Annotated in this window: 16 protein-coding genes; 6 read left to right on the forward strand and 10 right to left on the reverse strand. The window is 69.3% G+C overall.

Going from position 1 to position 15,121, the window contains the following annotated elements; all coding sequences use genetic code 11:
* Positions 1-34 precede the first annotated feature (34 nt).
* The 8 genes from AOZ49_RS22335 to gtdA all read right to left on the reverse strand — a co-directional run bounded on the left by AOZ49_RS22335 (position 35) and on the right by gtdA (position 7,702).
* Positions 35-1,210: an ABC transporter substrate-binding protein gene (locus tag AOZ49_RS22335; RefSeq protein WP_054433183.1), complete on the reverse strand. Its 1,176-nt coding sequence runs from the start codon at positions 1,208-1,210 to the stop codon at positions 35-37.
* Between the two features lie 27 nt (positions 1,211-1,237).
* Positions 1,238-2,461: a 3-hydroxybenzoate 6-monooxygenase gene (locus AOZ49_RS22340; RefSeq protein WP_054433184.1), complete on the reverse strand. Its 1,224-nt coding sequence runs from the start codon at positions 2,459-2,461 to the stop codon at positions 1,238-1,240.
* A 19-nt stretch (positions 2,462-2,480) separates the two neighbouring features.
* Entirely contained in the window at positions 2,481-3,833 is a 1,353-nt protein-coding gene (locus AOZ49_RS22345) for an FAD-dependent oxidoreductase (RefSeq protein ID WP_054477828.1), read from the reverse strand.
* Positions 3,834-3,914: 81 nt separating this feature from the next.
* Entirely contained in the window at positions 3,915-4,919 is a 1,005-nt protein-coding gene (locus AOZ49_RS22350; RefSeq protein ID WP_054477830.1) for a Bug family tripartite tricarboxylate transporter substrate binding protein, read from the reverse strand.
* Positions 4,912-5,310 carry a chorismate mutase gene (locus AOZ49_RS22355; protein WP_006392672.1) on the reverse strand — a complete coding sequence of 133 codons (399 nt, stop codon included), beginning with the start codon at positions 5,308-5,310 and terminating at the stop codon, positions 4,912-4,914. The genes AOZ49_RS22350 and AOZ49_RS22355 overlap by 8 nt, the downstream gene beginning before the upstream one ends.
* Positions 5,307-5,945: a maleylacetoacetate isomerase gene (gene maiA, locus AOZ49_RS22360; protein ID WP_054433188.1), complete on the reverse strand. Its 639-nt coding sequence runs from the start codon at positions 5,943-5,945 to the stop codon at positions 5,307-5,309. Before maiA ends, AOZ49_RS22355 begins: the two co-directional genes overlap by 4 nt.
* Before the next feature lie 12 nt (positions 5,946-5,957).
* A complete protein-coding gene (locus tag AOZ49_RS22365; protein ID WP_054433190.1) occupies positions 5,958-6,656 on the reverse strand; it encodes a fumarylacetoacetate hydrolase family protein in 699 nt (232 codons plus the stop codon).
* A 59-nt stretch (positions 6,657-6,715) separates the two neighbouring features.
* A complete protein-coding gene (gene gtdA, locus AOZ49_RS22370) occupies positions 6,716-7,702 on the reverse strand; it encodes a gentisate 1,2-dioxygenase (protein ID WP_054477832.1) in 987 nt (328 codons plus the stop codon).
* A 237-nt stretch (positions 7,703-7,939) separates the two neighbouring features.
* Here gtdA and AOZ49_RS22375 point away from each other — a divergent pair, with 237 nt between their 5' ends.
* Complete coding sequence (locus AOZ49_RS22375) at positions 7,940-8,875, forward strand: LysR family transcriptional regulator (RefSeq protein ID WP_006386930.1); 936 nt, start codon at positions 7,940-7,942, stop codon at positions 8,873-8,875.
* Positions 8,875-9,432: a hypothetical protein gene (locus AOZ49_RS22380; RefSeq protein ID WP_054477833.1), complete on the forward strand. Its 558-nt coding sequence runs from the start codon at positions 8,875-8,877 to the stop codon at positions 9,430-9,432. Before AOZ49_RS22375 ends, AOZ49_RS22380 begins: the two co-directional genes overlap by 1 nt.
* A 19-nt stretch (positions 9,433-9,451) precedes the next feature.
* On the opposite strand, the gene glpK is transcribed toward AOZ49_RS22380, so the two are convergent.
* Both glpK and AOZ49_RS22390 read right to left on the reverse strand, forming a co-directional pair.
* Positions 9,452-10,975 carry a glycerol kinase GlpK gene (gene glpK, locus AOZ49_RS22385; RefSeq protein ID WP_054433196.1) on the reverse strand — a complete coding sequence of 508 codons (1,524 nt, stop codon included), beginning with the start codon at positions 10,973-10,975 and terminating at the stop codon, positions 9,452-9,454.
* Complete coding sequence (locus AOZ49_RS22390) at positions 10,962-12,416, reverse strand: DHA2 family efflux MFS transporter permease subunit (RefSeq protein ID WP_054477835.1); 1,455 nt, start codon at positions 12,414-12,416, stop codon at positions 10,962-10,964. The genes glpK and AOZ49_RS22390 overlap by 14 nt, the downstream gene beginning before the upstream one ends.
* 98 nt (positions 12,417-12,514) lie before the next feature.
* Between AOZ49_RS22390 and AOZ49_RS22395 the strand changes: the two genes are divergently transcribed.
* From AOZ49_RS22395 to AOZ49_RS22410, 4 genes are all read left to right on the forward strand, one after another.
* On the forward strand, positions 12,515-12,703 hold the full coding sequence (locus AOZ49_RS22395) for a DUF3460 family protein (protein ID WP_054433199.1): 189 nt from the start codon (positions 12,515-12,517) through the stop codon (positions 12,701-12,703).
* 16 nt (positions 12,704-12,719) lie between these two features.
* On the forward strand, positions 12,720-13,610 hold the full coding sequence (locus tag AOZ49_RS22400) for a segregation and condensation protein A (protein WP_054477837.1): 891 nt from the start codon (positions 12,720-12,722) through the stop codon (positions 13,608-13,610).
* A gap of 37 nt (positions 13,611-13,647) precedes the next feature.
* Positions 13,648-14,502: a pantoate--beta-alanine ligase gene (gene panC / locus AOZ49_RS22405; RefSeq protein WP_054433202.1), complete on the forward strand. Its 855-nt coding sequence runs from the start codon at positions 13,648-13,650 to the stop codon at positions 14,500-14,502.
* A 116-nt stretch (positions 14,503-14,618) separates the two neighbouring features.
* The gene (locus tag AOZ49_RS22410; protein ID WP_054477839.1) at positions 14,619-15,119 is read left to right on the forward strand and encodes a response regulator transcription factor; all 501 of its coding nucleotides are present in this window, start codon (positions 14,619-14,621) and stop codon (positions 15,117-15,119) included.
* The last annotated feature ends 2 nt before the right edge of the window (positions 15,120-15,121 follow it).

Below are 15,121 nucleotides of genomic sequence, written 5' to 3' on the forward strand. Positions count from 1 at the left end.
TCCTGGCGGATCCGCGGCGTCAGGTCCTCGGCGGCTACATCTTGCAGTCGGCCGCGTGCACATCGGTGTGGTCGCGGGCGATGACCTTGAGGTTCTTGTAGACCAGCTTGCCGTCCGCGCCGGCCTCGATGTGCAGCAGATACCAGTCCTGCACCGGATGCTGGTTGGGACCGAACTTGAACTTGCCGCGCACGCTGGGGAAGTCGGCGCGGCGCAGCGCGTCGCGGAACGCGTCGGCCTTGCCGGTGATGTCGCCGTTCACGGCCTTCAGGCCCGAGGCGATCAGGTTGGCGGTGTCGTAGGCCTGCGCCGCATAGGCGGTGGGCGCGCGGTTGTAGGTCTTGGTGAAGGCTTCGACGAAGTGCTTGTTCTGCGCGTTGTCCAGGTCCGCGCTCCACAGCGAACTCAGGTAGAAGCCCTTGCCGGCGGTGCCGGTGGCGGCCAGCATGCGTTCGTCCATCGAGTAGATGGGCGTGATCATCTTGATCTTGTCGGCCAGGCCGGAGTTGGCGTACTGCTTGGTCAGGTTGATGCCGGCGCCGCCCGGATGGAACTGGAAGATGGCGTCCGGGTTGAGCGAGCGGATGCGCGCCAGCTCGACCGAGAAATCGGCCTGTTCGAGCTTGGTGTAGATCTCCTCGGCGATCTCGCCCTTGTAGGTGCGCTTGAAGCCGGCGACGGCGTCGCGCCCGGCCTGGTAGTTCGGCGCCATGACGACGACGCGCTTGGCGCCCAGCTCGTTGGCGGCGATGCCGGCGGTGTCGGCGTACGAGTCGTTCTGGAAGGCGACGGCGAAGTAGTTGGGGTTGCAGGCCTTGCCGGCGTAGTTGGAGGGGCCGGCGTTCAGGCTGACGTAGAAGCCGCCCGCGTTGAGCACCGTCGGCCCGACGGCCGCCATGACGTTGGAGAAGTTCACGCCGGTGAACAGGCGCACGCCGCCCTGCACCATCTTGTCGGCGATCTGCTTGGCGTTGGCCGGCTTGAGCGCGTCGTCCTCCACGCGCACGTTGACCGGCACGCCGCCGAGCTTGCCGCCGCCTTCCTTGACCGCCAGCATGAAAGCATCGCGCTCGTCCTCGCCGATGTAGCCGGCCGGCGTGGACAGCGTGCCGATGAAACCGATGTCCACGGGTTTCTGCTGGGCCTGGACGCCGCCGGCGGCCAGTGCCAGCAGCAGCGCGGCGCCGCCGCGGGTGATGCGTGTCGTCATGGTTGTCTCCTCCTGTGCCTGCTTTTTTTATGGCTGGATGGGTCCCGCGAGACAGTTCTCCACCTTCCAGCCGTAGAGCCACTGCAACGCGTCGTAGAACTGGGACTGGCCGCGGCCGGTCCACAGCATGTTGCGCACGGTGCGTTCGACGCCGCGCGCGTGATAGAGCCTGCCCATCTCCCGGGTCGACCAGACCACGCGCGCGCTGCGCGGGATGCGCACCGATTCGTACAGGCGGAAAGCGGCTTCCAGGTCGTGGTCGCAGCGTTTGACGGCTTCGCCCAGCGTCACTGCGTCTTCGAGCGCCATGCAAGCGCCCTGGGCCATGTACTGGGTCATGGGGTGGGCGGCGTCGCCCAGGATGGTGAGGCGGCCCTGGCCCCACTGTTCGACCGGCTCGCGGTCGGCGGTGGCCCAGCGCTTCCACGAAGTGGGGCGGTCCAGCATCTGGTGCGGGCGCGGGTGGATGCCCTGGAAGTACGACAGCACTTCCTCCTTGCTGCCTTCGCGCACGCCCCATTGTTCCTGCTCGCGGCTGTGGAAGGTCACCACCAGGTTGTATTGCTGGCCGCCGCGCAACGGGTAGTGCACCAGGTGGCAGTGCGGGCCGGCCCACAGCACCGGCGCGTTGATGCGCAGTTCCTCGGGCATGTTGTCGCGCTCGACCACGGCGCGGTAGACCACGTGGCCGGTCACGCGCGGCGGATCGCCGATCAGGTGCTCGCGGATCACGGACTTGACGCCGTCGGCGCCCACCACCGCGTCGGCCTGGTAGCGGTTGCCTTCGGTATCCGTGACTTCCACGCGCTTGCCGTCCTGCGCGACGCTGGCGATCTGGGTCGAGGTGCGAAAGCGGATCAGCGGGTTCTGCTGCACCGCTTCCAGGATGGACAGGTGGATGTCGGCGCGGTGGATCACGGCGTAGGGGCCGCCGAAGCGCTCGCGGAAAGCGTCGCCGGTGTCGATGCGCACCACTTCGCGCGCGTCGACCGCGTCCATCATGATGATGTGGTCGGTGAAGACCGCGCGCTGGCGCGCCGTGGCGCCCACGCCCAGCGCGTCGAGCGCGGCGAAGGCGTTGGGGCCGAGCTGGATGCCGGCGCCGATCTCGCCGATGTGCGCGGCCTGTTCCAGCAACTGCACGGCGATGCCCTGGCGCGTCAGCGCCAGCGCCGCGGCCAGGCCGCCGATGCCGCCGCCCACCACGATCACGGATTGGGGCGCGCCCTGTACTGTCGGTGTTGCGTTCATTCCTGGATTCCTTGCGTGTTCAGTCGTGGCCGCCGAGGAAGGCGCCTTGCCGTTCCAGCTGCGCCTGCAGGGTGGCGACCGGCAGGTCGGCCGGCGCGATGCCGGCGCGCAGCGCCAGCGCCGAGGCAGTGCCGGCGGCCTCGCCCATGACGAAGCAGCTGCCGCTGACGCGGGCGGCCGACTGGCCCTCGTGCGTCATCGAGGCGCAGCGTCCGGCCACCAGCACGTTGCCGGCCACGCCGGGGCCGCGGCGCGGCACCATCATGCGGAACGGCAGCTGGTTGTAGCCGCGCGATTCGGGGATGGGCGGCCACATCCACTGCACGTCGCCGGCGGTGTGCATTTCCAGCGGCCAGCCGTTGACGCCGATGCTGTCCTCGAAGTCGGCGCAGCCCAGCACGTCTTCCTTGGTCAGCACGGCTTCGCCGACGATGCGGCGGGTTTCGCGGATGCCCAGCTGCGGCGCGATGTCGAGCACGTAGGCGTGCTCGAAGCCCGGCACCTTGGCGCGCAGGAACTTCAGGTATTCGGTGATCTGGCGGCGGCCTTCCAGCTCGCCGGCCGAGAGCGAGGCGGCGTCGGTGCCGTCGGCCGCGCTGCCGTCGGCGTTGGCCAGCTGGGTCACGTTGACGCGCCACTCGTAGTCATGCTTTTGCGGCCGCACGATGGCGCCGCGCCGCGGGAAGGTGAATTCGCCGCTGGCGGCGGCCTGGTCCATCAGCTGCGGAATGGTCTTCCAGGCCTCCTGGGCGCGGGCGCCGTCGACGTTGCCGACCTTGAACATCAGCGTGGGGTAGAGCATGTGGCCGTGCGCGTCGCCCTTCTCGAACGGCAGGCCGCCCCATTGCGCGATGTCGGCGTCGCCGGAGCAGTCGATGAAGACCTTGCCGCGCACTGCGCAGCGGCCGGACTTGGTCTCCAGGAACAGCGCGTCGACATTGCCGGCGGCATCGCGCGCCAGGCCGGTGGCCAAAGCGTGGAACAGGATCTGTGCGCCGCTGTCCTGCACCATGCCGTCAGCGGCGCACTTGAAGGCGGCGATGTCGTAGGCCTGGGCGTGGATCTTGCCCAGGATCAGGTGCGGGTCGTTCAGGCCGTCCAGCGCGCGCATGCGGTCCAGCAGCTCGTCCGTCATGCCGTGCGCGACCTGGCGGATGGCGCCGCGGATGTTGGCGTGCAGTCCGCAGAAGTTGGAGACCCCCGCCGCCGTGCCCATGCCGCCGAGAAAGCCGTAGCGTTCCACCAGCAGCACGCTGGCGCCGTTGCGGGCGGCGCTGGCCGCGGCCAGGATGCCGGCGGGGCCGCCGCCCAGCACGACGACGTCGTATTCGCCGTAGAGCGGGACCTGGCGGGCGGGTTCGGTGAGGGTCATGCTTGTCTCCTTGCTTGTCCTGCGGACTGCGTCTGGTGTTGCGAAATGCCGGGCGGCGAGGCCGCCCGTTCACGGGCCTGGTTACTGGCCCTTGATGCCGAGCTTGGTGATGAGGGGCTCCCAGCGCTTGAGCTCATCGTCCATGTAGGCGCGGAACTCGGCCGGGCTGCTGCCCACCGGGTCCATGAACTGCGCCTGCAGGCGCTTGACCACCTCGGGGTCGCGGATCGCCTGGATCAGCGCGTCCGACAGCTTCTTCTGGATGTCGGCGGGCACCTTGGACGAAATCACGAAACCGATCCAGGCCGAGCCCTCGATGCCGGGCACGCCGACTTCGGCCAGCGTGGGGATCTCGGGCAGCAGCGTGGAGCGCTTGGACGAGGTCACGGCCAGCGCCTTCAGGCGGCCGTCCTTGACCATGCTCATGACGGCGATCGGCGGCAGCGCGGCGAACTGCGTGTCGCCCGACAGCAGCGAAGTCAGCGCGGCCGGCGACGACGGATACGGCACGTGCGTGGCGCGCGCGCCGATCCGCTGCAGCAGCAGCTCCACCGCCAGGTGCGAGACGGTGCCGGCGCCGGGCGAGGGGAAGTTGTACTTGTCCGGGTTCTTCTTGAGCGCTTCCAGCAATTGGCCGACGTTGTCGATGCCGGAGTTGGCCGGCACCACCAGCACGTTGGGCTGGTGCACCGCCAGCGTCAGCGGCGCCAGGTCGGTGGCGGGCGCGTAGGGCAGCTTGTCGAACAGCAGCGTGTTGTTCACCAGCGGGCCGGTGATCGAGACGCCGAAGGTGTAGCCGTCGGGCTTGGCGTTGGCGATGGCGAAGGTGCCGATGTTGCCGCTGGCGCCCGGCTTGTTTTCCACCACCACGGTCTGGCCGAGGATGGCGCCGGCCTTCTCGCCGACGATGCGCGCCACCTGGTCGGGGCTGGAGCCCGGACCGAACGGCACCAGCGCCTTGAGCGGCTGCGACGGCCAGGCGTCGGCGGCCTGCGCCGCGCCCAGCGGCGCCAGCGCGATCAGCCCCAGCGCCAGCGCGCGCGCCGTGAAAGCGCGCGCCCGCGCCAGGGTCGAGGGGTTATGCATGCTTGTCTCCCGCAATCTTCATGTTGTTGAAATAGGTCTGTTCATTGGCGATGAAGGCCGCCACCATGGCGCGGTAGGCGGCATCGACCACCTGGTCCAGGTTCTCGAAGCCCTGGTCGTGGCGCTCGGCCAGGCGCCGCACTTTCTCGAACACCTCGGCCTGGCGCGCCGGCGCGCTGACCTGGAAGGCGTCGCGCTTGAAGCGCGCGGCGTCCTTGACGTACATGGCGCGTTCGGCCATCAGGCGCACGATCTCGTCGTCGAGCCGGTCGATGTTGGCGCGCACCTCGGCCAGGTTGGCGCACAGCGGGCGGTAGGCCGGATCGGTGTATTCGCGCAGCGGCGCGCCCAGGGTGTCGGGCTCCTGGCCCGGGGAAGCTTGCGTGGTCACTTGATGTAGTCCGGTTGGTTGCCAGGCGCGGCCCGCTGGAACGCGGGCTGCGCGGCGCAGTGTTCATAGACGGCGATCAGGCGCGGGTAGGCCGACAGGTCGCAGCCCATGCGCTGGGCGTTGGCGATCTGCGGCACCAGGCAGCAGTCGGCCAGCGTCGGCGCATCGCCGAAGCAATAGGCGCCGTGGCCATGACGCGCCAGCAGGGTCTCGACCGCGGTCAGGCCTTCGCGGATCCAGTGGTGATACCAGGCGTTCTTCTGCGCGTCGGTGGCGCCCAGCTCTTCCTGCAGGTAGCGCAGGATGCGCATGTTGTTGACCGGATGGATGTCGCAGGCGATGGCGTTGGCCAGCTCCAGCACGCGGGCGCGCTCGCGCGGCGCGGCCGGGATCAGGCGCGGCTCGGGGTGCGTGGCGTCCAGGTAGTCGATGATGGCGAGCGATTGCGACAGCTGGAAATCGCCTTCCGTCAGCAGCGGCACGCCGGCCGACGGATTCTGCGCCACGTAGTCGGCGGCGCGCTGTTCCTGTTTGCGCAGGTTCACCGGCACGATGTCGAACGGCAGGCCCTTGAGCGCCAGCGCGATGCGCACGCGGTACGAGGTGGAGCTGTTGAAGAAGCTGTGCAGTTGCATGGGCGGGCGTCCTCAGGCGATCTGCACGCTGAGCGTGCCCAGGCCGTCGACGCCGCCGACCAGCTTGTCGCCGCGCGTCACGGGGCCCACGCCTTCGGGCGTGCCGGTGTAGATCAGGTCGCCGGCTTCCAGGCGGAAGTAGCGCGACAGGTAGGCGATGGTCTCGGCCACCGACCAGATCAGCTGGCCGACGTCGCTGCGCTGCTTGTCGGCGCCGTTGACCTGCAGCCAGATGCCGGCGTGGTGGATGTCGCCGGCCTGCGCGGCGGGCACCAGCGGGCCGATCGGCGCGCTCTGGTCGAAGGCCTTGCCCAGCTCCCACGGGCGGCCGGCCTCGCGCATCTTCATCTGCAGGTCGCGGCGCGTCATGTCCAGGCCGACGGCGTAGCCCCACACGTGTTCCAACGCGGATTCGACCGCGATGTTGGCGCCGCCCTTGCCGATGGCCGCGACCAGTTCGATTTCATAGTGGAAGTTGGCGGTCTCGGACGGATAGGGCAGCGTCAGCGTGGCGTCCCGCGCCACCGGCACCACGGCGTCGGCCGGCTTGCAGAAGAAGAACGGCGGCTCGCGGTCGGGATCGAAGCCCATCTCGCGGGCGTGGGCGGCGTAGTTGCGGCCGACGCAATAGACGCGGCGCACGGGAAAACGGTCCGGGCTGCCGGCGACGGGCACGGCGACGGGGTCGGCGGGAGCAAACACGTAAGACATGAATCAACCTTTGAAGGCGGAACGGAAAGGGGGAGGGCGGGCGCGGTGGCCCGCCCGCGTCAGGCGATGCGTTCTTCGCGCCACAGGCCCAGCGCGTCCTGCACCGGGCGGTCGGAATAGCTGAACAGGGTGGCGTCTTCCAGCGCCGCCAGCTGCACCGGCAGCCACGACGGCGCCACGAACACGTCGCGCGGACCGAAATGGAATTCGGCGTCGCCGATGCGGGCGATGCCGCGGCCTTCCACCACGCTGTAGACGGTGGAGTCGGTGCTGCGATAGGTCTTGCCCTGGAAGCCGGCCGGCAGCAACTGCATGAAGGTGGCCATGGTGGGCATGGGGTAGCCGCCCGTGGCCGGATTGAGGTAGCGCAGCTTGACGCCGTCCCAGGGGTCGAGCTCGCCGTGGCGGTAGAGCGCGTCGAGCGCTTCGCGGCTGCGCTCGTAGGGGTAGTTGAAGATCGGCGAGGTGCCGCCGGCGGCGCGGTGGCGCACCGGCGCCATGTTGTGGCCGTAGCGCGCCATGCTGTCGCCTTCCGGCCGCGTGACGGGCTGGGTGGCGGACGGATAGTTTTCGGCGAAGCCGGCGTCCAGGAAGCGCAGCAGCGGAATGTCCAGGCCGTCGAGCCAGACCACCGGTTCGCCGCCGTCGACGGTCTCGGCGTTGCCGTGGTCGTGCCAGGTCCAGGACGGCGTGATGATGAAGTCGCCCGGATGCATGGTGGTGCGTTCGCCGTTGACGGCGGTGTAGGCGCCGCGGCCCTCGACGATGAAGCGCAGGGCCGACTGGGTGTGGCGGTGGCTGGGCGCGATCTCGCCCGGCAGGATCAGCTGCAGGCCGGCGTACAGGCTCTGCGTGATGCTGGCCTGGCCGGGCAGGCCCGGGTTCTCCAGGATCAGCACGCGCCGCACGGCTTCCTCGGCGGTGATGAGCGAGCCCGAGGCCAGCACGTCGTCGCGCACGTCGTCGTATTTCCAGATCGCCGGCACGCAGCGCGGCGCGGGCTGGCGCGGCACCAGGTTGTGCAGCGACTCCCACAGCGGGGCCATGTGCTTCTGGGCGATGCGCGCGTAATAGGCGGCGCGGTCCGCGCCGGGGGGGGTGGCCGTCGGGCATGTCTGTCTCCTGGGGGCCGGCGTCGGGGCCGGCTTCTGTTGGCCCGTCGCGGCGGGCGCGGCGGGTCACGATATGGAGACGATTATGCGTAACGAGCTATGTGTTTTGAAATGAAATTATCTTATTATCCATACCAATAACTATATGGATAAGAGACAAAAGGGGACTCCATGGACTGGACTCACCGGTTGCGCCTGCGCAACCTGAAAATGCTCCTCAGCCTGGCCCAGACCCGCAACATCAGCCACTCGGCCGCCATGCTCAACACGACCCAGCCGGGGTTGTCGAAATGGTTGAAGGATCTGGAAGACGACATCGGCCTGCCGCTGTTCGAGCGCCATGCGCGCGGCCTGCGGCCGACGCCGCACGGCGACGTGCTGATCGCGCACGCGCAGCGGGTCGAGGCGCAGCTGGACCGCGCCAGCGCCGACATGGCTGCGCTGCGCGAGGGCGGCGGCGGCCGGGTGGTGATCGGCGCCTCGGGCGCCTCGGCCTCCGACACCGTGCCGCTGGCGGTGATGAAGCTGCTCGAACGCATGCCGCAGGCCCGCGTGAAACTGGTGGAAGGCACCACCGACCGCCTGTTGGCGCAGCTGGCGCAGGGCGACCTGGACATCGTGGTGGGCCGCTCGGCGCCCGAGCACCATGATCCGGCCATCCGCTTCGAAGCGCTGTACCTGGAGCCGATCCACCTGGTGGCGCGGCCGCGCCATCCGCTGTTCGCGCTGGAGCAGCCCGGCTGGCCAGAGCTGCTGTCATACCGCTGGATCCTGTGGCCCAAGGGCACGCCGATCCGCAACGCGGTCGACGCCGCGCTGGCCGCGGCCGGCCAGGCGCCGCCGGCCGACCACGTCGAGTCCAATTCGGTCACCATCAACCTCACCCTGATCAACAACAGCGACATGATCGGCGTGGCCTCGCACCGCGCGGCGCTGCGCTTCACGCAGATGAAGGCGATGCGCATCATCCCGGTGCGCTTGTCGGGCTTCGGCTCGGTGGCCATGTACTGGCGCGAGGACGCCTTCCGGCCGACCGCCGTGCAGGAGGCGATGGCCGCGCTGCGCAACACGGTGGCCGAACACGCCCCGGGCGTCACGAGGCTGTGATGGCGCCGTCCGGCCCCGGGCTGAATGCGCTGATCGCGCAATGCCGCCGGCTGGAGGCGGCGCTGCGCGACGAGGCGGGCGCGCCGGATGCGTCGGCGGCCATGCACCGCTTCGTCGCCGAGATGGATGCGCGCGCCGCGCCGCCGGGGCTGTGGTCGCCGCTGGCGCTGGCGGTGCTGACGATGGTCGGCGGCATCGGCGTCGGCATCGGCCTGTTGAGCCTGCTGCTGCGCCCGGCCGGCCCGGCGCTGGCGGCCTTCGCGCTGGTGCTGGCCTGCGCCGTCACGGCGCTGGCGCTGGCGATCGGCGTGGTGGCGTTCATGGGCGGCTACAGCCTGGGGCTGGTGCTGCTCAAGCGCACCGCGCTGACATTGGCCGCCGCGGGCGGGTTGGGGCTGATCGCGTGGTCGCAGGGCGACATGCGCGCGGTCGGCCCGGTGGTCGCGCTGCTGGGCGGCGCCGGCGCGTGGCTGCTGATGAACAGCAGTGCGTTCTATGTGTTCGCCGGCTATCGCGTGGCGTTGCGGCTGATGCAGGCGCAGGCGCGGCGGCCGTAAGCCGCCGGGCCGCGGCCGTTCACTTCGCGGTGTTGGACCAGCCCTTGGACAGTTCCACCGCCTGGCTCCAGCGCCGCATGCGGGCCTCGCGCACCGAGTCCGGCCAGGCCGGCTCGAAGGTGCGCTCGGCCTGCCACTTGGAGGCGAATTCGTCCTGGCCCGACCAGAAGCCGACCGCCAGGCCCGCCAGGCCCGCCGCGCCCAGCGCGGTCGATTCCGGCACCCGCGGGCGCACCACCGGCACGCCCAGCAGGTCGGCCTGCATCTGCATCAGCAGGTCGTTGCGGGCCGCGCCGCCATCGACCCGCAGCTCGGTCAGCGCGATGCCGCTGTCGCCGTTCATGCAGGTCAGCAGTTCGGCGCTCTGCAGCGCGATGGATTCGAGCGTGGCGCGGGCGATGTGGGCGCGGGTGGTGCCGCGCGTCAGGCCCACCAGGGTGCCGCGGGCATAGGGATCCCAGTGCGGCGCGCCCAGGCCGGCGAAGGCCGGCACCATGAAGACGTCGTCGGTGTCGGCCACGCTGGCGGCCAGCGATTCGATTTCCTCGGAGCGCTGGATGATGCCCAGGCCGTCGCGCAGCCATTGCACCGCGGCGCCGGCGACGAACACGCCGCCTTCCAGCATGTAGGCCGGCCGCCAGCCTGGCTGGCCCTGGACCGGCAGGCCCCAGCCGACGGTCGACAGCAGATGGTTGTGCGACTGCACCGGCTTGTCGCCCACGTTCATCAGCATGAAGCAGCCGGTGCCATAGGTGTTCTTGGCCATGCCCGGCTTGAAGCAGGCCTGGCCGAAGGTCGCGGCCTGCTGGTCGCCGGCGACGCCGGCGATGGGAATCGAGCCACCCAGCCATTCGGGCAGGGATTCGCCCACCACCGCGCTGCTGGGCGCGATTGACGGCAGCACGCTGCGCGGAATGTTGAGCAGCGCCAGGATCTCGTCGTTCCAGTCCTGCGTGTGCAGGTCGAACAGCATGGTGCGCGAGGCGTTGCTGGGGTCGGTGCTGTGCACCGCGCCGCCGGTCAGCTGCCAGATCAGCCAGGTGTCGACGGTGCCGAAGGCCAGCTCGCCGCGCTCGGCCTTCTGGCGCGCGCCGGGCACGTGATCCAGCAGCCAGGCCAGCTTGGTACCCGAGAAATAGGCGTCCAGCACCAGCCCGGTGCGCGATTGCAGGAAGTCGGCATGGCCGTCCTGGCGCAACTGGTCGCACATCGGCGCGGTGCGGCGGTCCTGCCAGACGATGGCGCGGGCCAGCGGGCGGCCGCTGGCGCGGTCCCAGATCAGGGTGGTTTCGCGCTGGTTGGTGATGCCGATGGCGGCCACGTCGGCGGCGCTGGCGGCGGCGTTGCGCAAGGCCTCGCGCGCCACGTCCAGCTGGCTGTGCCAGATCTCGCCGGGATCATGTTCGACCCAGCCCGGCCGCGGGTAGTGCTGGCGGAATTCGCGCTGGCCGATGCCGCGCACCACGCCGTCGCGATCGAACACGATGGCGCGGGAGCTGGTCGTGCCCTGGTCCAGGGCTAGGACAAATTCATTCGTCGTCACTGTTTTTGGCGCCGTTCAGGTGTGCCCCGGCCAGCGGGTCGAGGCGTCTAAAGGAGAAGACCGAAGCCGCGCACAGCAGGCCGATGACGATGAAGCCGGCGATCACGTCGCCCACCGCCAGCGTTTCGGCCCCGCGCAGGGTCATGCTGATGTTCAGGGTCACCGCGGCCACGCCCACGCCCAGGCTGATGCCGAGCTGCTGCGCCATGGCGGCGAAGCTGCTGGCGCGGCTCATCTTGGCCGGGGGAATGTCGGCATAGGTTAGCGTATTTACGCCGGTGAACTGCAGCGAGCGGAAGAAGCCGCCGATCAGCAGGATGGCGATCAGCAGCCAGACCGGCGTGGCCGCCGTGAAGGTGGCGCAGACCATGATGAAGGCGCCGGTCAGCACCGCGTTCACGGTCAGAACGCGGCGAAAGCCGAAATGCCTGACGATCGGGGTGGCCACGAACTTCATCAGCAGCGCGCCGGCCGCGCTGGCGAAGGTGATCAGGCCGGCCGAGAACGGCGACAGGCCGAAGCCCACCTGCAGCAGCATGGCCAGCAGGAAGGGCGTGGCGCCCACCGCGAAGCGGCACAGGTTGCCGCCCAGCGTCGAGATGGCGAACGTGGGAATGCGCATCAGCGACAGGTCGATGATCGCGTAATCGATGCGGCGCGCGTGCCAGCCGTAGAGCAGGCCGCAGACGATGCCCACCGCGATCAGGCCCAGCAGCAGCGGCAGCGGCATGACGTCGCGGCCGATGGCCTCGAAGCCGCTGACCAGCGTGGCCAGGCACACGGCGCTGAGCAAAAAGCCCAGCCAGTCCAGGCGCGGCGCCGTTTCTTCCTTGATCTCGGCCACGTAGCGCAGCACCAGCGCGATGCCGAGCACGCCGATGGGAATGTTGATCAGGAAGATCCAGTGCCACGACATGTAGGTGACCATGAAGCCGCCCAGCGGCGGCCCGATCACCGGGCCCAGCAGCGCCGGGATCGACAGGAACGACATGGCTTTGAGCAGGTCCTGCTTGGGCACGGTGCGCAGCAGGATGATGCGGCCCACCGGCACCATCATGGCCCCGGCCATGCCCTGCACGATGCGGGAGATGACCAGTTGCGGCAGGTCCTGCGACAGGGCGCAGGCCACGGAACTGAGGGTGAACAGGCCGATGGCGGCGATGAAGACGCGGCGGGCGCCGTAGCGGTCGGCGGCCCAGCCGCTGACCGGCACGAACACGGCCACCGACAGCAGGTAAGAGGTGATGGCCACGTTCAGCCGCACCGGGGTCGATCCCAGGGCCCGCGCCATGGCCGGCAGGGCGGTCGCCACCACGGTCGCGTCCAGCATCTGCATGAACAGCGCACAGCCGACGATGAAGGGAATCATGCGCGCCGCGCGCACCGCGTCCGGGGTTGAAGGAGGAGCGGGATTGGCTGCGGCTGCGGATTCGGCGGACATGGCGGAGGGGGGCGGTGGGAGCCGGAAGATTGTAACGCCGGGTTCCGGCCCCGGGTGCAGTAAACTGGCGGCATCCGAAACCCACTGAAATTGGTGCCATGGCGACCAACTACGAATCCGAGATCACCCAGTTCCTGAAAGACTACAAGCAGTCGCACCCTGGCACCGAAGAACGCCAGCGCGAAGGCCGCGCCCGTCTTTGGGACAAGACGCAGGACGCGGAACTGCTGGAAGGCTTCCGCGCCGCCCGCGTGCCGCAAAAGCCGTACGTGTATCAGGCCGACTGATACTGTTGCGGCAACCATGGCCCACCCCCCCTCCGTCCCGGGCGATGCCCTGGCCGCGCTAGTGGAACCGTCCGTCGACAGCACCCCCGACACCATCGACAGCGTGGCGTTCGCGCGGCTGTACGGCGAGCCGCTGTTCCAGATGCCGACGGACCTTTACATTCCGCCGGACGCGCTCGAGATCTTCCTCGAGGCCTTCGAGGGGCCGCTGGACCTGCTGCTCTACCTGATCCGCAAGCAGAACTTCAACGTGCTGGACATCCCCATGGCGGATGTCACGCGGCAGTACCTGTCCTATGTGGAACAGATCCGCATCCACAACCTGGAGCTGGCCGCCGAGTATCTGCTGATGGCGGCAATGCTGATCGAGATCAAGTCGCGCATGCTGCTGCCGGTCAAGAAGACCGACACCGGCGAAGAGCCCGAGGATCCGCGCGCCGAGCTGGTGCGCCGCCTGCTCGAGTACGAGCAGATGAAGCTGGCCGCGCAGAAGCTCGACGCCTTGCCCCAGCTGGGCCGCGACTTCGTCACCAGCCACGCCGTTGCCGACCTGAGCGTCGAGCGCATGCTGCCCGAGGTCAGCGTCGATGACCTGCGCGCCGCGTGGGCCGACATCATGAAGCGGGCCAAGCTCAACCAGCACCATCACATCACTCGCGAACAGCTGTCGGTGCGCGACCACATGACGCACATCCTGCGGCGCTTGAACGACGTGCGTTTCATCGAGTTCGGCGACCTGTTCATGGAACGGGTGCGCGAAGGCGCGCCGGCCGCGGTGGTGGTGGTGCACTTCATCGCCATGCTGGAACTGGCGCGCGAGTCGCTGCTGGAAATCACGCAGGCCGAGCCTTACGCGCCCATCTACGTGCGCCTGGCCTATACCAGCGTCGCGGCGGTCGCGGCCTGATCCCCCCGGGCTGTGCGCCCGATCCCGGAGATTCCCCTTGAAAGTCGTCCACACCATCCAGGAACTGCGCGATCACCTGCGCGGCCAGAATCGCGTGTCGTTCGTGCCCACCATGGGCAACCTGCACGAAGGCCACCTGGCGCTGATGAAGCTGGCGCGCCAGCACGGCGACCCGGTGGTCGCCAGCATCTTCGTGAACCGCCTGCAGTTCGGGCCGAACGAGGACTTCGACCAATACCCGCGCACCCTGGCCGCCGACATCGAGAAGCTCGAGCGCGAACGCGACGTCTACGTGCTGTTCGCGCCCAACGAGCGCGAGATGTACCCCGAGCCGCAGAACTACCGCGTGCAGCCGCCGGACGACCTGGGCGACATCCTCGAAGGCGAGTTCCGTCCGGGCTTCTTCGCCGGCGTCAGCACCGTGGTGCTCAAGCTGTTCTCCTGTGTGCAGCCGAAGGTGGCGGTGTTCGGCAAGAAGGACTACCAGCAGCTGATGGTGGTGCGCAACATGTGCCGCCAGTTCCAGCTGCCGGTGGAAGTGCTGGCGCACGAGACCGTGCGCGCCGATGACGGCCTGGCGCTGTCCTCGCGCAACCGCTACCTGAGCGACGCCGAGCGCGCCGAGGCCCCGGCCCTGTACGCCGCGCTGCACAACGTCGGCCAGCGCCTGGCGGCCGGCGAGCGCGATGCCGCCAAGCTGGAGCGCGAAGCGGCGCAGCACCTGACCGATCGCGGCTGGAAGGTCGACTACATCGCCCTGCGCCGCCAGCGCGACCTCAAGCGTCCGGAAGCCGCCGACCTGCAGGCCGGCGAGCCGGTGGTGGTGCTGGCCGCCGCCAAGCTGGGCGCGACGCGCCTGATCGACAACCTGGAACTGTCCTACACGGCCTGAGCCGGTTGCGCCGCGGCCCGATCCTCCCGGGCCGCACCCCTGGCAAAATTGCCAGCTTATGCCGCCGCCGGGGGGCGGGGCAGACTCTCTGCAAGTCTTCATTGCAGAGCCGTTCCATGCACGTTCCCCGCACCGACCTCGATCGCCTCCTGTCCACCCTGACGCCGCGCGAACGCCAGATCGTCGCCTATGTCGCGGCCGGCCGTCCCAACAAGGTCATCGCGATCGACCTGGACATTTCCCTGCGCACCGCCGAGGCCCATCGCGCCCGGATCTTCGCCAAGCTGGGCGTGCGCAACGCCATGCAGCTGGCCTGCCGGCTGTGCGCCCATGGGCAACTGGGCGTGTCGCCGGTGCTGGGCGCGCCGCTGCCGTGCGGGCGGGGCGCGGCGGGGCCGGCCGAGCCCCTGCGTGAATGGCCCCTGCGCGAACCCGCCCAGCCCGGGCCGACGCCATTCGAGCCGACCGCGCTCGATCCGGCCCGGCCCGCACCGATCCCGCCTGCGCCGGATGGTCACGCGCCAGTCACGCGCTATGCGCCGCGGGCGGAGCCGGTCCACGTCATTCTTGCGGATTGTTGCGCAGCGCTTATTAATAAAGGGTATTGGAGTAAGTAGGC

It is taken from the genome of Achromobacter sp. 2789STDY5608615 (assembly GCF_001298995.1).
GTDB lineage: Bacteria > Pseudomonadota > Gammaproteobacteria > Burkholderiales > Burkholderiaceae_B > Achromobacter > Achromobacter insuavis.